Annotated in this window: 15 protein-coding genes; 8 read left to right on the top strand and 7 right to left on the bottom strand. The window is 69.7% G+C overall.

The window, feature by feature from the left end; genetic code table 11:
* Nucleotides 1–42: 42 nt before the first annotated feature.
* The 3 genes from AC4NN1_RS11590 to AC4NN1_RS11580 form a co-directional block, all read right to left on the bottom strand.
* A complete protein-coding gene (locus AC4NN1_RS11590) occupies nt 43–1,329 on the bottom strand; it encodes an ABC transporter substrate-binding protein (RefSeq protein ID WP_491955398.1) in 1,287 nt (428 codons plus the stop codon).
* A gap of 234 nt (nt 1,330–1,563) precedes the next feature.
* Nucleotides 1,564–2,460 (bottom strand): glycoside hydrolase family protein, encoded by an 897-nt coding sequence (locus AC4NN1_RS11585; protein WP_491955397.1) that lies wholly within the window; start codon nt 2,458–2,460, stop codon nt 1,564–1,566.
* A complete protein-coding gene (locus tag AC4NN1_RS11580; RefSeq protein WP_018187511.1) occupies nt 2,457–4,232 on the bottom strand; it encodes an ABC transporter ATP-binding protein in 1,776 nt (591 codons plus the stop codon). Before AC4NN1_RS11580 ends, AC4NN1_RS11585 begins: the two co-directional genes overlap by 4 nt.
* Nucleotides 4,233–4,457: 225 nt before the next feature.
* Between AC4NN1_RS11580 and AC4NN1_RS11575 the strand changes: the two genes are divergently transcribed.
* The 3 genes from AC4NN1_RS11575 (at nt 4,458) to AC4NN1_RS11565 (ending at nt 7,274) form a co-directional block, all read left to right on the top strand.
* A complete protein-coding gene (locus AC4NN1_RS11575) occupies nt 4,458–4,868 on the top strand; it encodes a fluoride efflux transporter FluC (RefSeq protein WP_491955528.1) in 411 nt (136 codons plus the stop codon).
* Nucleotides 4,865–5,248, top strand: coding sequence for a fluoride efflux transporter CrcB (gene crcB / locus AC4NN1_RS11570; protein WP_491955396.1), 384 nt, complete (start codon nt 4,865–4,867; stop codon nt 5,246–5,248). The genes AC4NN1_RS11575 and crcB overlap by 4 nt, the downstream gene beginning before the upstream one ends.
* A gap of 67 nt (nt 5,249–5,315) precedes the next feature.
* Nucleotides 5,316–7,274 (top strand): DUF6807 family protein, encoded by a 1,959-nt coding sequence (locus AC4NN1_RS11565; RefSeq protein WP_491955395.1) that lies wholly within the window; start codon nt 5,316–5,318, stop codon nt 7,272–7,274.
* A 60-nt stretch (nt 7,275–7,334) separates the two neighbouring features.
* Here AC4NN1_RS11565 and AC4NN1_RS11560 read toward each other — a convergent pair whose 3' ends face one another.
* Together AC4NN1_RS11560 and AC4NN1_RS11555 are read right to left on the bottom strand one after the other, a co-directional pair.
* Entirely contained in the window at nt 7,335–8,252 is a 918-nt protein-coding gene (locus tag AC4NN1_RS11560; protein WP_018187515.1) for a carbohydrate ABC transporter permease, read from the bottom strand.
* Nucleotides 8,242–9,177 carry a carbohydrate ABC transporter permease gene (locus AC4NN1_RS11555; protein ID WP_018187516.1) on the bottom strand — a complete coding sequence of 312 codons (936 nt, stop codon included), beginning with the start codon at nt 9,175–9,177 and terminating at the stop codon, nt 8,242–8,244. Before AC4NN1_RS11555 ends, AC4NN1_RS11560 begins: the two co-directional genes overlap by 11 nt.
* A gap of 125 nt (nt 9,178–9,302) precedes the next feature.
* Here AC4NN1_RS11555 and AC4NN1_RS11550 point away from each other — a divergent pair, with 125 nt between their 5' ends.
* From AC4NN1_RS11550 to AC4NN1_RS11535, 4 genes are all read left to right on the top strand, one after another.
* On the top strand, nt 9,303–10,433 hold the full coding sequence (locus tag AC4NN1_RS11550; RefSeq protein WP_491955394.1) for an acetylxylan esterase: 1,131 nt from the start codon (nt 9,303–9,305) through the stop codon (nt 10,431–10,433).
* Nucleotides 10,434–10,671: 238 nt separating this feature from the next.
* Nucleotides 10,672–11,955, top strand: coding sequence for an ABC transporter substrate-binding protein (locus AC4NN1_RS11545; protein WP_311858084.1), 1,284 nt, complete (start codon nt 10,672–10,674; stop codon nt 11,953–11,955).
* Nucleotides 11,956–12,024: 69 nt separating this feature from the next.
* The gene (locus tag AC4NN1_RS11540; RefSeq protein WP_491955393.1) at nt 12,025–12,699 is read left to right on the top strand and encodes a rhamnogalacturonan acetylesterase; all 675 of its coding nucleotides are present in this window, start codon (nt 12,025–12,027) and stop codon (nt 12,697–12,699) included.
* 52 nt (nt 12,700–12,751) lie between these two features.
* Nucleotides 12,752–12,967: a hypothetical protein gene (locus tag AC4NN1_RS11535; RefSeq protein ID WP_018187521.1), complete on the top strand. Its 216-nt coding sequence runs from the start codon at nt 12,752–12,754 to the stop codon at nt 12,965–12,967.
* A 70-nt stretch (nt 12,968–13,037) separates the two neighbouring features.
* On the opposite strand, the gene AC4NN1_RS11530 is transcribed toward AC4NN1_RS11535, so the two are convergent.
* Both AC4NN1_RS11530 and AC4NN1_RS11525 read right to left on the bottom strand, forming a co-directional pair.
* Nucleotides 13,038–14,354 carry an HNH endonuclease signature motif containing protein gene (locus AC4NN1_RS11530; RefSeq protein ID WP_336124952.1) on the bottom strand — a complete coding sequence of 439 codons (1,317 nt, stop codon included), beginning with the start codon at nt 14,352–14,354 and terminating at the stop codon, nt 13,038–13,040.
* 423 nt (nt 14,355–14,777) lie between these two features.
* Nucleotides 14,778–15,734 (bottom strand): M24 family metallopeptidase, encoded by a 957-nt coding sequence (locus AC4NN1_RS11525; protein WP_491955527.1) that lies wholly within the window; start codon nt 15,732–15,734, stop codon nt 14,778–14,780.
* A 170-nt stretch (nt 15,735–15,904) separates the two neighbouring features.
* Here AC4NN1_RS11525 and AC4NN1_RS11520 point away from each other — a divergent pair, with 170 nt between their 5' ends.
* Entirely contained in the window at nt 15,905–16,897 is a 993-nt protein-coding gene (locus tag AC4NN1_RS11520; protein ID WP_311868116.1) for a LacI family DNA-binding transcriptional regulator, read from the top strand.
* Nucleotides 16,898–16,982 lie beyond the last annotated feature (85 nt).

The raw sequence follows: 16,982 nt of genomic DNA, 5'->3' as shown, positions 1-16,982 counted from the left end.
GTGCGGGGTCCGGATGCCGCGGCATCCGGACCCCGCGATCGGTCACGAGTTGAGGGCGACGTCCATCTCGGTGAAGAACTGCGAGACGGCCTCGTCCACGGTCATGGTCCCGAAGTTCAGTTCGACGCCGAGCTGACGGAACTTCTCCTCGAGGGTGCCATAGCCGACGATCGGAACGGGAGGCGCGTCGCCGAGACGGTCGGCGATGGACTCCTCGTACGCTTTGACCTGCTGGCTCAGCGGGTCGAGGTCGGCGGCCGCCAGAGCGGTCTCCGACGCGGGCAGACCGCGGTTGGTGCCGAAGATCTCGCCGGCCTCAGGCGAGTTGACGAGGAAGTTCACGAGCGTCGCCGCAGCTTCGGGGTGGTCGGTGTTCGCCGCGATCGAGTGCAGCATGGAGGGCTTCAGGTAGAGGTCCTTGGCCCCTTCCTTGGTCACCGGCGGGCCGACGAGGCCCAGCTCGGTGTAGCCCTCGCCGAGGTTGCCGAGGTAGCCGGCACCGAAGTTGTCCCACGTGAGCTCGCTGGCGGTCTTCGCCGTGTCGAAGCCACCGAGCGGTGCGGCTTCTTCAACGGTCTGCTGCGGGATGCCGATGCCGTCGCGGATCGACTGGCCCTCTTCCCAGAACGCCTTCAGACGCGCCTCGTCGAAGCCGGGCTTGCCGTCCTCGGTGAACAGGTTGCCGCCCTCGGCGCGCAGCGCCAGTTCGAAGTTCTGGATGCGGCCGGTGTAGTCGCCGCCGCCCCAGTACTCGCCGCCGCCGGCGTCGGTGATCTCCTTCATCCAGGCGGTGTAGTCATCCCATGACCCGCCGGGGAACTCGTCGACACCGGCCTTCTCGAGCAGGACCGGGTTGGTGAACAGGCCCCAGGCGTTCGTGGAGGTCGCGATGCCGTACGTGGTGTCGTTGACGACACCGATGTCGAGGATGTTCTGCGGGAGCGGGTCGGTCTCGATGATGCCGCCGAGGTACGGGTCGAGGTCGAGGAGGAGCCCGTTCTCGGAGTACTGCCGCAGGTACGAGTAGTCGAACTGCATGACGTCGGGGAGGTTCTTGCCCGCTGCCTCGGTCTGCCGCTTCTCCCAGAACTCGGGGAACGCGAGGAAGCTCGTGCTCACCTTGATGTTGGGGTACTTCTCGTTGAACGCGTCGATCGCCTTGTTGTAGAGATCGGCGCGCACGTCGTTGCCCCAGAACGCGAGGTCGAGCGAGACCTTCTCGTCGGGGTCGTAGGTGCCGGCGGGCTCCGGCGAGCCGGCGCAGCCGGCAAGGGCGATGACTGACCCCGTCGCGAGTGCGACGGCGGCGAGTGCGCGTTTGCTGAACATCTTTGTCCTCTCTCGAACGTCCGTGTTGCGAGTGCTGGTGGACGTCATGGTCCGTGATTGCGACTTCCTTCGGTGCCGTGGATCGATGCCCACAGGAAAGCGCTTGCCCCGAGAGTAGCGCCAATTGAAACGTTTTTCAAGAAGATTGAAACGTTTTTACGGCGCCACCTGTGACCGGTCCCAACCACCCTATGGCCCAAACTCGCATCTCGAGCGGACCGGCCAGGCCGCGAGTCAGCGCACCACGACGAGCTCGTCGCCGCGCACCTCGAGGCGCGCGCGGAGCACGGCGCAGCGCCGCTCATCGGGCACGCCCGTGTGCGTGAAGAAGTAGAACCAGACGCGCTCCCCGTCGCGCACGGGCGCCCCGTGATGGCCGAACCCCGGGCTGGGCACCGTGCCGGCGCCGAGGATGACGGCATCCGCTCCACCCTGCCGCCGCCACGAGATCGCATCGTCCGAGCGGTACACGCCCATGCCGCGCCACTCATCGACGATCATCCACCAGGATCCGCCGAGCTCGAACACCGTCGGACCCTCGTGGGGCCGTCCGCCGATCGCGGTGCCCTCGGATTTCCAGGTGGTCAGGTCGTCCGAGACGGCCACCTTGGTGACCGACTCGGCGGCCTCGTCTTTGCACCAGAGGCGCCAGCGCCCGTCGGGGGTGCGAGCGACACCCGCGTCGATCACGCGGTCGCTGTCGAGAGCGAGCCCGCCGATCCGATGCCACTCGGACAGGTCCGCCGACCGGTACTCCACGATGTGACGCGCGTACCCCGGCCACCGGTCGGGGACCCCGTCGATCTCGGTCAGGTACATCCGCCAGATCTGCCCGTCGAACACGACCTCGGGCGCCCAGTGGGTGCGATCCGTGCGCGCGGGCGGGCCGGCGGCATCCAGCTGCAGCCCGTCGGCGGTCGGCTCGAGCGTCCCCGCGTACGACCAGCGGATGCCGTCGGTCGAGCGGGCGACGCCGATGCGACTCCCGTGCACCCAGGCGACGCCCGGACCCGGTTCGGGATGGGTCGCGCGCCGCTGCGTGTAGAACATCCACCAGTCGCCGGGGCCGGCGATCACGACGAGCGGATCGGTCGCGCCGTCGTAGACGGGATCGCGGTAGACCTCGATCATGCGAGACCCGCCTGCGCGAGATGGAGCTGCGCGTAGCGGCCGCCGCGCTCGAGCAGTTCGTCGTGCGAGCCGCGCTCGACGATCTCGCCGCGCTCGAGGACGACGATGACGTCGGCTTGCCGGACGGTCGAGAGCCGGTGCGCGACGACAAGGGTCGTGCGCCCCGTCATGAGGCGACCGAGGGCATCCTTCACGAGCTCCTCGGACTCGGGGTCGAGGGCGCTGGTCGCCTCATCCAGCAGGAGGATCCTCGGGTCGCGGATGAGAGCGCGGGCGATCGCGAGCCGCTGCCGCTGGCCGCCCGACAGGCGCGCGCCGCGTTCGCCGACCACGGTGTCCCACCCCTGCGGCTGGTCCTGCACGAACCCCCACGCGTTCGCATCGCGCAGGGCCCGCTCAATCCGAGCGTCGTCGACGTCGCCGAGACCGTAGGCGATGTTCTCGCGGATGGTCCCCTCGAAGAGGACGGACTCCTGCGGAACGACCGACACGAATCGGCGGACGGTGCGCAGGTCGAGGTCCTGCATGTCGTCGCCGTCGAGGAGGATGCGCCCTCCCGTCGGACGGAGGAACCCGAGGATGAGGTTGAGCATCGTGGACTTGCCCGACCCCGACGACCCGACGAAGGCGACGGTCGCGCCGGCGGGGACGTGCAGGTCGATGGCATGCAGCGCATCCTCGGCGGCGCCGGCGTACCGGTGGGACGCGCGATGGAGGGTCAGGTCGCCCGTGACGGCGTCGACGGTGCGCTTGCCGGCGTTCTGCTCGAGGTCGGGGTCCTGCAGCACCTCGGCGATGGAGCGCACCGACTCGAGTCCGCGCGCTCCGACCGGGATGAGCATGAGCAGCTGCGTCAACCCTTGCGTGAGCAGCGTGAAGTACGTCGACAGCAGCACCACCTCACCGGGGGTGATGGGCAGGATGCCGGTGAGCGAGAAGGTCGCGGCGAGGACGAGGCATCCCACCCCGAGCAGCTGCATCGCGACCCACGACACGGACGCGACGTGGCCGTTGAGCATGTCGAGGTGCAGCCCGGCGCGTCGGACGCCGTCGGCCCCGGTCGCGACCCGGGTCACGGCGGTCTGCTCGAGGCCGTGCGCCCGGGTGACGGGGATCAGGGACGCCATCTCGCCGACGCGGGCCGAGAGCGTCTCGACCTCGCGGCGGAAGTGCGCGTTGCGATCGTGCGAACGTCGCCGCATGCCGTAGCGGATGCCGATCGCGATCGGGACGGCGAGCGCGTAGACCGGCAGGAACGCGGGGACGGCGATCGCGGTCATCGTGATGGCGCCGATCATGACCATCGTCGCGGACAGGAGCGGGTGCGTGACCTGCTGCAGCATCAGCTCGACGTTCTCGACGTCGCGGACGACCTTGGTCTGCACGATCGACGAGCTGATGCGCGTGTGGTAGCCGATCGACAGGCTCTGCAGCCGCTCGGCGAGGGCGTTGCGCAGGTCAGCGCCGGTGTCGCGGACGACCGTCATGAAGCTGCGCGTGTAGAGGATGTGGTTCGGGTAGTTCTGCAGCAGGAGGACGGCGGCCAGCACGAACCACCACATGACCTGCGACACGTCGCCGCGGCCGGCGACGACGTCGATGACCGCGGCCGTGACGACCGGCAGGAACCAGAGCGGGATCTCCTTCGCCGCGAACGCAAGGACGGCGACGGTCATCCGTCCCGGCCGCCGGGCGAGCAGACGCAGCACCGACCGCGCGGGGCGGTCGCCGTCGATGAGACCTTCCAGATGGGAAAGCGTTTTCCGCGTCATGGTCCCATCGTAGGCGCGACCGATGCCGGGCCGGAAGCCCCTGCGACCGGTCCACGCGCGTTCCGGGGACGCGGGATGCCGCCGAGCCCCGGCATCCGCGACACGTCGGGTCCCCGCAAGCCCAGCCGGGGCGCCCGAACCCGCGGGTCTATCGTGGAACCGCCCGCCTTCCCTCGACACCGGGACCCGATGACCACGCCAGCACCCGAGCACGAGCAACGCCCCGTGCATCTCGCGGGGCGGTCGATCCTGCTCGTGCTCGCCGGCGGGACGGCGGGAACGGCAGCCCGCGAAGCGCTCTCGCTCGCGATCCCGGCGATGGGCGGCATCCCGGTGGCGATCTTCGCCATCAACATCGTCGGCGCCCTCTTCCTCGGTGCGCTGCTCGAGGGCCTCTCCCGCCGAGGACCCGACGTCGGCCGGCGCCGGTCGTTGCGGTTGCTGCTCGGCACCGGCTTCGCGGGCGGATTCACAACGTACAGCGCCCTCGCCGTCGACACCGGGCTGCTGTTGACGGACGGCCACGCTGCGGCCGGCATCGGATACGCGCTCACCACCGTCGCGGTCGGGGCGCTGGCGACGGTGGCGGGCATCGCCCTCGCTGCCGCACGCCGCCGGAAGCAGGCTGCCCGATGACGCCCCTTCTCTTCGTGGCGCTCTCGCTCGCGGGGGGCGTGGGTGCGGCGCTCCGCCTCATCGTCGACGGTGCCATCAAAGCGCGTGTGAGGGGCGCGTTCCCGCTCGGCACGCTCCTCATCAACGTGTCGGGCTCGTTCATCCTGGGGTTCGTCACGCAGCTCGCCACCGGCGGCAGCCTCGACGACGCGTGGCGACTCGTGATCGGCACGGGCCTGTGCGGCGGGTTCACGACGTTCAGCACCGCGAGCTTCGAGACGGTCCGGCTCGTGCAGCAGCGTCGGTACGCTCTGGCATCGGTGAACGCCGTCGGGATGCTGGTGGCCGCCGTCGCGGCAGGACTTCTCGGCATCGTGCTCGGGCGCATGATCAGCGGATGACGACAAGAGGATGCCGCATGGGAAAGCGCTTGCTGGCATACTCGAAGGAGCCGACGAAGGAGTCCCCGTGACCGTTCCCCGACGAACCCGCATCGTCCTCGCCGGAGCCCAGGGCTTCGGAACCGTCCACCTCGAGAACCTGCGCCGCCTCGGCGATCGGGTCGAGCTCGTGGCTGTCGCCGATCCCACCCCCGTGCCGCCCGAGAACCTGCCGGCGGGCACGCAGGCGTTCGCCTCACTCGCCGATGCGCTCGACGCCGTCGACGACATCCACGTCGTCATCGTCGCGACGCCGCTGCACACCCACGCCGCCCTCGCCGGCCTCGTCGTCTCGCGCGGCATCGACCTCTACCTCGAGAAGCCGCCCGTGCTGTCGTCCGCCGACTTCACCGTGCTGGCGGATGCCGCCGCGGCCTCGGGCGCGCGCGTCCAGGTAGGGTTCCAGAGCCTCGGATCGCTCGCCATCCCCGCCCTCATCGCCGACGAGTTCGGGCTCGGACCTATCCAGGCGATCGGCGCCGTCGGCCTGTGGTGCCGCGACCGGGCGTACTGGTCGCGCAGCCGCTGGGCCGGGCACCGTGTGCTCGACGGGTTCCCCGTCCTCGACGGCGTCGTCGCGAACCCGCTCGCCCACGCGACCGCGACCGCCCTCGCCGTCGCCCAGTCGACCGCCGCCACGGACGTGACGCAGATCACCGCCGACCTCTACCGCGCCAACGCCATCGAGGGGGACGACACCAGCGTCATCCGCCTGTCGACCGGGCGCGGCATCCGCGTGACCTCCGCGCTGACCCTCTGCGCCGTGCAGGACGAGGACCCGTACGTCCTCATCCGCGGCACGCGCGGATCGGCCACCTTCTTCTACACGGAGGACGTCGTCGAGACCGACGGCCGCCGCGTCGAGTTCGGCCGCGTCGACCTGGTCGAGAACCTGCTCGACCACCGCGACCACGGCACGCCGATGCTCGCTCCGCTGCACGAGACGGGAGCCTTCGTCCGTGTGATGGATGCCGTCGCCGACACCGAGCCGGTCGCGATCGACGCCGCGTTCGTGACGTGGAACGAGGAGGGCCGCTCGCCGCGCGTCGTCATCACGGGCGTGCAGGACGCCGTGGAGCGCGCGGTCGACGCCGAGGCGACCTTCGCGGAGCTGCACCTGCCGTGGGCCGCGAAGACCGAGGCCGCCGTCCTGGCCGACCTCGCCGCACCGGGCGAGCCGCAGCATCCGATCGCCGTCCTCGTCGACGGCGCCGATGTGACCCGATCGTCGAGCCCGCGTCCCTACCTCCACCCGGTGAGCACGCCGGGCGGCGTCGTCGTGTCGGACACGCACCCCGCCGACCACGACTGGCACCTCGGCATCAGCGTCTCGCTGCAAGACGTCTCGGGAGTCAACTTCTGGGGCGGCCGCACCTACACCCCCGGACGCGACTACGTCTGGCGCGACGACCACGGACGCATCGTCGCGACGCGCGTCGAGGGGGCGGCATCCGCTCTCGAAGCCGAGTTCGCGTGGATCGGCCGCGATGGCGCGCAGATGCTCACCGAGCAGCGTCGGATGACGGTCGCCGAGGCCGGGCCCGGCGCGGCCACCATCGATCTGACATTCTCGCTCGCCACGCGCGCCGGCACACTGCACCTCGGCGGCCCGGGCAGCAACGGTCGAGTCGGCGGCGGCTACGGCGGACTCGCGTGGCGACTGCCCGCGGCGACCGACGTCGACGTGCGGACCGCCTCGGCGCGGGGCGAGGATGCGGTGCACGGCACCGTCGCCCCCTGGCTCGCGTGGTCGGCGGAGTTCCCGACCGGCACGGCGACCGTCGCGATGGCGCCGCTCGACGAGGACTCGGCGGCCGACCCCTGGTTCGTCCGGGTCGCGGGCTACCCGGGCATCGGCGCCGCCCTCGCCTGGGACCGTGCCGTGGAGCTGGCCCCCGGCATCCCCGTCACCCGCTCCTACCGCCTGCTCGTCGCCGACGGTCGCCTGTCGGATGCCGAGGTCGTCGCCGCCCTCCGCCTCGGCTGACGCTCCCCCACGCACGACGAAGGCGGCGACCTCCAGGGGTCGCCGCCTTCGCGTGGGGGCTTACTTGATGCCGGTGGTGGCGATGCCTCGGATGAGGAAGCGCTGACCGAACAGGAAGGCCAGGAACACCGGCACGAGGGACACGACCGACATCGCGAACATCCCGCCGAAGTTCGACGCTCCCTGCGCCGACATGAACTGCCGGAGCGCGAGCGGCACCGTGAAAAGGTCGGGGTTGTTCAGGTAGATGAGGGCTCCGAAGAAGTCGTTCCACACCCAGACGAAGGTGAAGATCGCCGTCGTCGCGAGGGCCGGCGTCATCATCGGCAGCAGGATCTGCAGGAAGATGCGCGCGTGTCCGGCGCCGTCGATCCGGGCGGCCTCGTCGAGGTCGCGAGGGATGCCGCGGATGAACTGCACCATCAGGAAGATGAAGAACGCGTCGGTCGCGAGCGCCTTCGGCAGGATGAGCGGCCAGAACGTGTTCACCATGCCGAGCTGGCTGAACATGATGTACTGCGGCACGATCACGATGTGCACGGGGAGCATGATCGTCACGAGCATGATCGCGAACATCGTGCGCTTGAAGTGGAAGTTCAGACGAGCGAACGCGTACGCCGCCATGGAGCACGAGATCAGGTTGCCGACGATGGAGCCGGCGACCACGACGATCGAGTTCCACAGGTACGTGCCGAACGAGGGCGAGAGGGCGTTCCATCCCTCGGTGTAGTTCGACACCTCGAACGACAGCGGCCAGAGGCCCGGCAGGCGGAAGATCTCGTCGTTGGGTCGCAGCGAGCTGACGACCATCCACAGGAGCGGATAGAGCATCAGCGCGGACGTCGCGATGAGGAAGACGTGACGGGCGACGACGCTCACCTTCGAGCGTCCGCCGAGACCCGCGCTCTGCCGCCGTCGGATGCGCTGACGCTCCTGGGCGAAGCGACGGTCGCGGGTCGTGATCAGTTCAGTCGTCATAGAACACCCACAGCTTGGAGAGAGCGAAGTTCACGGCAGTGAAGCCCGCGATGATGGCGACCAGCAGCCAGGCCATGGCCGAGGCGTAGCCCATGTCGAACGCCGTGAACCCCTTCTGGTAGAGGTACAGCGTGTAGAAGAGGGTCGAGTCCGACGGTCCGCCGGATCCACCCGAGATGATGAAGGCCTGCGTGAAGGCCTGGAACGCGCCGATCATCGACAGCACGAGGTTGAAGAAGACGATCGGGCTCAGCAGCGGCAGCGTGATCGAGAAGAACTGGCGCGCGGGGCCGGCCCCGTCGACGGATGCGGCTTCGTAGTACATGACCGGGATCTGCCGGAGGCCCGCGAGGAAGATGACCATCGGGGCGCCGAAGCCCCACACACTCAGCAGGATGATGGTCGACAGCGCGGTGTCGGGGTTCGAGATCCAGCCCGGGCCCTCGATGCCGAAGACGGCGAGGAACTGGTTCACGATGCCGTCGACGCCGAAGATCTGCTTCCACAGGATCGCGACGGCGACCGAGGAGCCGAGCAGCGACGGCAGGTAGAACATCGACCGGTAGAACGCGAGTCCGCGCAGTCCCTTGTCGAGCAGCAGGGCGACGCCGAGGGCAGCGGCCATGGCGAGCGGGACGCCGACGAGCACGTAGACGAAGGTCACACCGAGGGATGCCCCGAGTCGAGGATCCTGCGACATGCGCACGTAGTTGTCGAACCCGATCCACTCGGGGGCGTTGAACAGGTCGTACTTCGTGAACGACAGGTACAGCGACGCCATGATGGGCAGCACCGTGACGAGGATCAGCCCGAGGAGCCACGGGGCCAGGAAGACCAGGGCGGCCTTCGTGTCCTTGGGGCGCTCGCGCGCGCCTCGTTTGCCGCGCGGGCGGCGTATCTGGGACAGCTCGCTGATCGCGCTCATCCGGGTCCTCCTCGACACTTTCGACGGTCTTCTGCGACCGCCGACGACACGCTCAGAAAGCGCTTTCTGTGACGATACACTATCGAGCGGAGCGCACAAGCGGTCCCCGAAGACGAGGAGCCGCCATGGCCGATTCAGCCCGTGTCGACGAGCAGATGCCGGACCTCGGCCCGATCGCCGGGTACCCCGACTGGCCGGCCTTCCTGGAACGCGAGCAGGTGCCGACGAGCGGATCCGGGACGCGCCGCATCCTCGCCTCGATCCTCGGCGTCCGCCGCGCCGTCGCCGGCGACGTCCGCGTCGAGCGCGAGTGGCGGTCAGGCGGCGTGCACGGCCGCGAGCTCTCCTGGCAGCTGCCATACGGCCCCCGCACCCGCGCCTGGGTGCTGCGTCCCGACGACGATCGTCGCGGCCTTCCCGGACTGCTCGGCCTGCACTGCCACGGTGGCGTCCGTTCGGTCGGCGCGGAGCAGCTGCTCGAAACGGACCAGGCGCCCCACCCGTCGGCATCCCGTCTGCGCGAGAACGTCTACGGCGGGCTCGCTCCCGCGAACGACCTGGCGCGCGACGGCTTCGTCGTCCTCGCCCACGACACGTTCTCGTGGGGCAGCAGGGCGTTCGACCTCTCGCACCCGACACCCCGTCTCGCGGGACTGATTGCAGGTCGCGAGGCGCTCTGGCGCGAGGAGGGCGTGACCCCGACCGAGGCCGAGCGGTTCGATGCCGTCGCGTCGTTGCACGAGGATTCCCTCGCGAAGGCCGCGGGCATGCTCGGCACGTCGCTCGCGGGTGCCGTGATGACCGAGGACGTCGCCGCCCTCGACGTGCTCGCCGGTCTCGACGAGGTGGATGCCGAGAGGCTCGGCACGTTCGGGCTGTCGGGCGGCGGCGGGCGCGCCGTGTTGCTGCGCGCCCTCGACGACCGGGTGCGGGCGACCGTCGTGACGTGCATGATGGCGACCTTCGCTTCGCTCGTCCCGCGCGAGATCGACACGCACTCGTGGCTGCTGCACAGCCCCGGCATCCGGGCGGCGGGAGACCTCCCCGAGATCGCGGCATCCGCGTCTCCGCGCGAACTCCTCGTGCAGTACGGGGCGCAGGATCCGCTGTTCCCGATCGAGGGGATGCGCGACGCGGACCGAGCCCTGGCGGGGACGCCGGGCTACCGCGGGACGTTCTTCGACGACGGTCACGTCTCGAGTCCCGCGATGCAGGACGAGGCACGCGCATTCTTCGCCGCGACACTGACGGCGTGACCCAAGCGAGACACACCGATCGTTGACAACATCGCGACCCCGGCGCTACCGTCCGTCAGTAAGCGTTTTCTCACAGCTGAGAAAACGTTTGATCCGCGAAGGAGCGGCATGACCCCGATCACCTCCGGCCCGACCCGACACGAACGTACGGCCGCCGGTGGATCGGTCCTCCGCTCCGCTCGGATCACCCCTGTCCTGCTGCGCGCCCTCCGCCGCCGCACCGTCTGAGAGGAACCCCATGAAGAACCGACGCCTCCTCGCCTTCGCCGCTGCCGGCGTGGCGCTGGCCGTCACGCTGACCGGTTGCGGCGGTGGATCCGGAGCCGGAAACGGCGACGAGCAGATCACCCTCCGCTTCGCCTGGTGGGGCAGCGATGAGCTGAACGCCATCAAGGCCGAGCAGATCAAGCTGTTCGAGAAGGCGAACCCGAACATCAAGGTCGAGGGTGAGCCGAGCGAGTACAACGGGTACTACGACAAGCTCGCGACCCAGGTCGCCGGCGGCGGCGCACCCGACGCGCTGCAGATCACGTACGACGCGCTGCCGCTGTACAAGAGCAAGAACGCGATCGCCGACATCACGGGTGACATCGACCAGTCGAAGTTCCAGGCGGGCTCGCTCGACGCCGGGATCATCGACGGCAAGCTCTACGCCCTGCCGACGGGTGTCGGCTCGCGCGGCATCATCGTCAACCCGGCCGTCTTCGAGAAGGCGGGCGTCGCGATCCCCGACGACACGACCTGGACGTGGGACGACTACATCTCGATCGCCAAGGAGATCTCCGACAAGGCCGGCAAGGGCACGTACGGCTCGTCGGCCATCTCGAACGACCAGTCGCTCATGGCGTTCGCCCGCCAGAACGGCGAGGACCTCTACACCGCGGACGGCACGTTCGGCGTCAGCGAAGCCACAGCCGAGAAGTTCTTCGAGTTCTCGAAGGACCTGCAGGACTCCGGCGGGTCGCCGGATGCCTCGACGGCGGCCGAGGACGCGTCGGCCTCCCTCGAGCAGAGCCTCATGGGTCAGGGCAAGGTCGGCATGACGTTCGCGCCGCTGAACTTCATCAGCATCTACGCGGGCGCAGCCGGTCAGGAGCTGAAGATCCTCAATGTCCCCGGTGACAGCGCCGGCAAGGTGGGTCTCGTCATCCAGCCGACCGTGCAGTACGCGGTCTACTCGAAGTCGAAGCACCCGAAGGAGGCTGCGAAGCTGATCGACTTCCTGCTGAACAGCGAGCAGGCCGGTCCGCTCAACAAGCTGACCCTCGGCATCCCCGCCGACCCGACCGTGCTCGAGGCCATCACGCCCGATCTGACCGACTCCGAGAAGGAGCAGGTGGCCTTCATCGACCGCCTGTCGAAGGCCGGTGGCACGCCGCAGAACCCGATCGCGCTGCCGACCTCGCAGCTCGGGCCGATCATCACGAAGCTGCTCGACGACGTCACCTTCGACAAGACGACTCCCGCGGATGCCGCGAAGGAGCTCATCTCGCAGGTGGAGACGGCACTCGCCGCGAGCTGACAGACGGATGCGGCGGTCGGGATCACCCGGCCGCCGCATCGCCATGTCCCGGACCTTCGGAGGATGCGGATGACCTATCACCTGGCAGGAGACTCGACCGTCGCACCTATGAGGGCGGGTGAGGAACCGATGGCGGGCTGGGGTGAATGCCTCTCGGAGTTCACCGAGGCAACGGTGCGCAACCATGCGTTCGGTGGCGCGACGACCGAATCGTTCCTCGAGGCCGGCGCGTGGGACGAGCTGCTGGCGGGGGTGGCCGACGGTGACACGGTGGTGATCCAGTTCGGGCACAACGACCAGAAGCAGCCCGAGCTGCTCGCCTCGCGCGGCGGGTACACCGATCGGCTGCGGCGGATGGTGGCGGACGTGCGCGACAGGGGTGCCCGCCCGGTGCTGTGCACCTCGTGCGAGCGCCGCTGGTTCGACGGCGATCGTGTCACGCCCACGCACGGCGACTACCCCAATGCCGTCCGCGACCTCGCCGCGGGCGAAGGCGTCGACCTCATCGACCTCACGGCGTTCACGACCTGGCTCTACGAGGACCTGGGGGACGAGGCATCCGCTCGTCTGCTGTCGCACTACGCGCCGGGCGAGACCGCCGCGTGGCCGGACGGCCTCGTCGACGACACGCACTTCCGCGTGGAGGGCGCGCGTCGCATCGCGCGGTTCGTGGCGAAGAGCCTGCGGGCGATCGAGCGGCGCGACGGCGATCAGCCGGCGAAGGGGTCGACCTTCACGGCGTGACCGAGATGGTCGTACGGCGAGGAGCATCAGCCACGTTCCGGAGGAGATCCTGATGCGTCTCACCGTCGGCACTGCCCTCATCCTGGGCGGCCTCGCGATCGTCGTGCTCGCGCAGGTGAACCTCTACGCGCAAATGGACCGCGTCGACCGGGAGGGCACCGCGGGCAACCTCTTCGCCCCGGACGTCTTCTGGCTCGGGCTCGCCGGCGTCGTCGCGATCGCGGTCGGTGTCGGAGCCCTCATGGCGCGCCGGCGCGCAGCCGCGTGACGGGGCGGAGCTGAAGCACTGACGCGCGGGCGCGGAGCTGACGCGCCGACCTGACCGCCGGAGGCCCGGATCAGAAGGGCGCCGGGTCTCCGGGGTTTGCGGTGGCAGAGGTGAAGGCGACGGCCGGAGTGGGTGCGTCTTCTCTGTAGGTCCTGCCGAGGGGTGAGGTCCATTCGAGGACACCACCCTGGAGTTGTCGGACTTTCCAGGCCGTGAACTGCTTCATCGAATGGTGTCTCTGGCACAAGTGGGCCAGGTTCGAGAGTTCTGTCTTGCCGCCGAGCGCGTGATCATGCGTGTGGTCTACTTCGCAGCGGATGGCGGCGACCCGGCATCCGGGGAACCGGCAGTGCTGATCCCGAGCTTGCAGGAACCTGCGCATCCCCGACGGGACACGGTACGAGTCCGTCGCGACGGTGACCCCGGTGACGGGGTCGTGCAGCAGACGCTCCCAGACTCCGGTTTCACCGGCGAGCGTGCGAGCGGTGACCGGGTCGATCGGTGAGCGCCCCGAGAGATCGCATGGCCCGTCATCTGCACCGGTGAGTGTCGCGGCGGGGATCAGCACTTGCACGCGTGCGCGGATCGCGCCCAGCGGCCCAGCCGCGGTGTCCCGGGTGTCGTCCAACGCCGGGATGCCCGCGAGGAGCAGGTCTGAGAACACGTCAGCCCGGACCTGGTCCGTCGAGCGGCCATCGGTCGCGATCACATCGGAGGTCGCCGCACGCTCGCCTCGCGTGTCGATGATCGCGCGCGCCTGTTGGGTGAGTCGATCGTGGATCCCCTCGGCGATCACGGTGGGGAGGGTCGCGATCAGGTCGCTCATCCCATCCCGGCCGGCGACCAACCGGACGCAACGTCCCGCGGCCGCCTCTTCGTGCCTCTCCGCGAAGGATCGCGGGTGCATCCGGTGCGCGAGGATCTCCAACTCACCCCGCACCCGGTTCGGGATGTCTCGTTCGCACCGTTCGATCGCGACCTTCTCGAACTCCGCCCACAACTCGGCGGGCAGGTTCACCCCGGCATCCACGATCGCCGAGACGTGTCCGCGGACGATCCGCCCCGCTTCCCACGCGGCGACCGCGGCCGGGAATCCCTCGATGGTCACCCGTGCTTCACCGATCCGGCGTTGCACCGTCCGGTCGGTCATCCGCATTGCCCCGGCGACTTCTGCAGCGATCGACCTCAGTGCCATGTCGTGCAGGAGGACGTTCGCGTCCGCGTGAGCGCTCTGCGCCTCCGCCAACCGTCCCGCCGCGGCGAGCACGCGAAGCTCCGCGATCTGCCCCGCAGCGATCTGCCGACCCACCGTCTCGACGTCCTCGACGATCCCCGCGATGGCAGCGATATATGCCTCGCCACCGGGGGTTTCCATCGCTTCCGTCATACCTGCACTCTGCCACCGACCTCCGACATCGTCCCCGGCAGAATCAGCCGAAAACGACCCCTATCCACATCCCGAGAATGAGAGTTCATTCATCTCGAGCGGGCCCTCACGTCAGCGCGTGGCGCGGGGCTTCTTGATCGGGACCGCGATGCGATGGACCCGCTCCGCTCCGTCGGGTGCGTCATGGAAATCACGAGCGACATGCACGGTCGCGTGGGGTGCGCCCGCCAGCACGGCCGGGACGCCTCGCAGCGGCAGGTTCTCCGCCACGTGCAGCTCGCGCAGCGCAGCCGAGCCGCCGAAGGCGGAGATATCGATGGACCCCTGCGCCGTGTCGAGGGTGGAGACCCGTCCACGATGCGGGCGCCCGTGCGGGAATGCAGGATCAACGCCATAGACGTCTCCGAATCCGAGCGCGCCGCGTCAGCCGAACGCGCGCGCCACGGGGCGCTGCACTCCGGCGAACTCCACGGTCGGCCACGCCGGGTCGACCGTCAGCACCTCGATACCCGACTCGGTCACGAGCACGGTGTCCTCGACCTTCGCGCCCGGGGCGCTCGGGTTCCACGCGAACGCGTGCGACGAGACCACGGCATCCGTCGTCAGCGTGGTCGCGCGGGGGTCGCGCCCGGCGTACCCGGTCGGTCCGCCTTGGTGGTGCTTCGTCCACTCGTCCGCGTCGAACCCGGATGCCGCGTACCCGGCGGTCCCAGCGGCGAAGACGTCGTTCAACCGGGCGCCCGGACGGGTGGCGGCGAAGAACGCCGCCTCGACCTCGAGGATGCGGTCATCGTCGACCCCTGCCTCGCCGACCCACCGGGTCGCGTTGGCGATCAGGCCGTGCCGCCGCCCGCAGACGACGAGCATCGCCCGACGCCCGAGCGCCCCGTCGGTGGGGAGCGGATGCCGGTGCGGCAGCCGCTCCTCCCCCGCGACCAGGATCACGAGCGGATCGATGCCCCGCGCCACGAGCCCCTCGGCGAGCGCAGCCGCGGCCGAGCGCTCGGTCGAAGACGCACTCAGTCCGCGGGCGACCGCCGTCAGCACCTCCGCCGTCTCGCGCCCGAGCGCGCGGTACCGATCGGCCTCGGCGGGAAGCAGCGATGCGCGCGCGGCGCGCAGCGCGGCTGTGACATCGACCTCGGCGAGACCGGCACCTGCGGCCTCGAGCACGGGCTGGTGCCACGGCACACGGACGACGCGGTCGGCATCCTCGGGCAGCAGCTCCTCGGCGATCAGCCTCTCGGCTTCGTTCGCACTGACGAACAGGGTGTCGCCGTCATCGTCGACGCGAACCGCCAACACCGGCGGGCCGGCGAGGGAGACATGCGTGCGGGCGCCCTCGAGGTACCAGGCGAGCGCTTCGTGCGACGAGAGCACGAGTGGGCGACCCTCGGCATCCCGCCGCACACCAGCCATCCGCTCACGTTTCGCGGCTCGGTCAGCAGCAGATCCGGACATCGTCGTCTCCCGTCATAAAACGTTTCCTCGCATAGTATGGCCAGACTGGCGCACGCACGGCGCACGCCGGAAGGCGCGAGGGGGAGCCGATGGCAGGGCAGAAGCAGACCACGATCACCGACGTGGCCAAGCACGCCGGCGTCTCGCTGGCCACCGTCTCCCGCGTGATGAACGGCAACGCGACCGTCGATCCGGCCCTCGCCGAACGGGTCCGCACGTCGGCCGCCGAACTCGGCTACTCCGCCAACCCGCTCGCCCGCAGCCTCGTCCTCGGCAAGACCCAGACGATCTCGGTCGTCGTGCCCGACCTCTCGAACCCGACGTTCCAGGGCATGCTCCGCGGCCTCAGTCGCGCCGCCGTCGCAGACGGCTACCACGTGCTCGTCGCCGACTCCGATGAGCACGAAGACCAGGAGCGCCTGCTCGCCCTCGAGTCCCGCCGCCGTTCCGACGGTCTCGTGCTCTGCGCTCCCCGCATGTCGGATGCCGCCCTCGCCGAGGTCCTCGCCGAGGTGGCGCCCGTCGTGCTCGTGAACCGCGCCGGCGACGCCCCCAGCGTCGCGGCCGACTACCGCACCCCGCTCCGCGAGGTCATCGATCACCTCTACGGTCTCGGGCACCGCCGCATCGCCTACCTCGCCGGCGCCAAGCGAAGCGCCTCGAACGCGCAGCGACTCGCCGCACTCGATGACGCCCGCGCGACCCTCGACGGGTGCGAGATCTTCGAGATCCCGGCGGGTGTCGACTTCGCGGCCGGAGCCGACTCGCTCGACGCCGTCCTCGACTCGGGCGCGACCGCCGTCCTCGCCTTCAACGACCTGTCCGCCATGGGCCTCCTCAGCGCCGCCACCGAGCGCGGTCTGACCGTGCCTGGAGATCTGTCGATCGCGGGCTTCGACGACATCCCCTTCGCGCGCTACACCTCCCCCGGGCTGACGACCGCCGCCGTCCCGACGGCGGAGCTCGGCGCCCTCGCCTGGCGAGCACTCCGCGCCCTGCTGCAGGGCGAGACGCCCGACGCCACGCACACCGTCGTCCCCGAGGTCATCCTCCGCGGAACGACTGCCGCGCCCACGCGCTGAATCGCGCGACTGAAACGATCCACTTCCGCTCGAGAACATTCCTCGCGGAGCCGGTGGCATCCGTGCTACCGTCTGAGAAAACGTT

This window comes from Microbacterium sp. MDV22-iso44, from assembly GCF_058629135.1.
The sequence above is the reverse complement of the archived record's forward strand: the minus strand, read 5'-3'. Positions and strand labels throughout refer to the sequence as shown.

What these genes read in the sequence shown, in the direction of transcription:
- AC4NN1_RS11590 (WP_491955398.1), bottom strand. Translation starts at nt 1,329, where the DNA reads ATGTTCAGCAAACGCGCACTCGCCGCCGTCGCACTCGCGACGGGGTCA.
- AC4NN1_RS11585 (WP_491955397.1), bottom strand. Translation starts at nt 2,460, where the DNA reads ATGATCGAGGTCTACCGCGATCCCGTCTACGACGGCGCGACCGATCCG.
- AC4NN1_RS11580 (WP_018187511.1), bottom strand. Translation starts at nt 4,232, where the DNA reads ATGACGCGGAAAACGCTTTCCCATCTGGAAGGTCTCATCGACGGCGAC.
- crcB (WP_491955396.1), top strand. Translation starts at nt 4,865, where the DNA reads ATGACGCCCCTTCTCTTCGTGGCGCTCTCGCTCGCGGGGGGCGTGGGT.
- AC4NN1_RS11560 (WP_018187515.1), bottom strand. Translation starts at nt 8,252, where the DNA reads ATGACGACTGAACTGATCACGACCCGCGACCGTCGCTTCGCCCAGGAG.
- AC4NN1_RS11555 (WP_018187516.1), bottom strand. Translation starts at nt 9,177, where the DNA reads ATGAGCGCGATCAGCGAGCTGTCCCAGATACGCCGCCCGCGCGGCAAA.
- AC4NN1_RS11550 (WP_491955394.1), top strand. Translation starts at nt 9,303, where the DNA reads ATGGCCGATTCAGCCCGTGTCGACGAGCAGATGCCGGACCTCGGCCCG.
- AC4NN1_RS11545 (WP_311858084.1), top strand. Translation starts at nt 10,672, where the DNA reads ATGAAGAACCGACGCCTCCTCGCCTTCGCCGCTGCCGGCGTGGCGCTG.
- AC4NN1_RS11540 (WP_491955393.1), top strand. Translation starts at nt 12,025, where the DNA reads ATGACCTATCACCTGGCAGGAGACTCGACCGTCGCACCTATGAGGGCG.
- AC4NN1_RS11535 (WP_018187521.1), top strand. Translation starts at nt 12,752, where the DNA reads ATGCGTCTCACCGTCGGCACTGCCCTCATCCTGGGCGGCCTCGCGATC.
- AC4NN1_RS11530 (WP_336124952.1), bottom strand. Translation starts at nt 14,354, where the DNA reads ATGACGGAAGCGATGGAAACCCCCGGTGGCGAGGCATATATCGCTGCC.
- AC4NN1_RS11520 (WP_311868116.1), top strand. Translation starts at nt 15,905, where the DNA reads ATGGCAGGGCAGAAGCAGACCACGATCACCGACGTGGCCAAGCACGCC.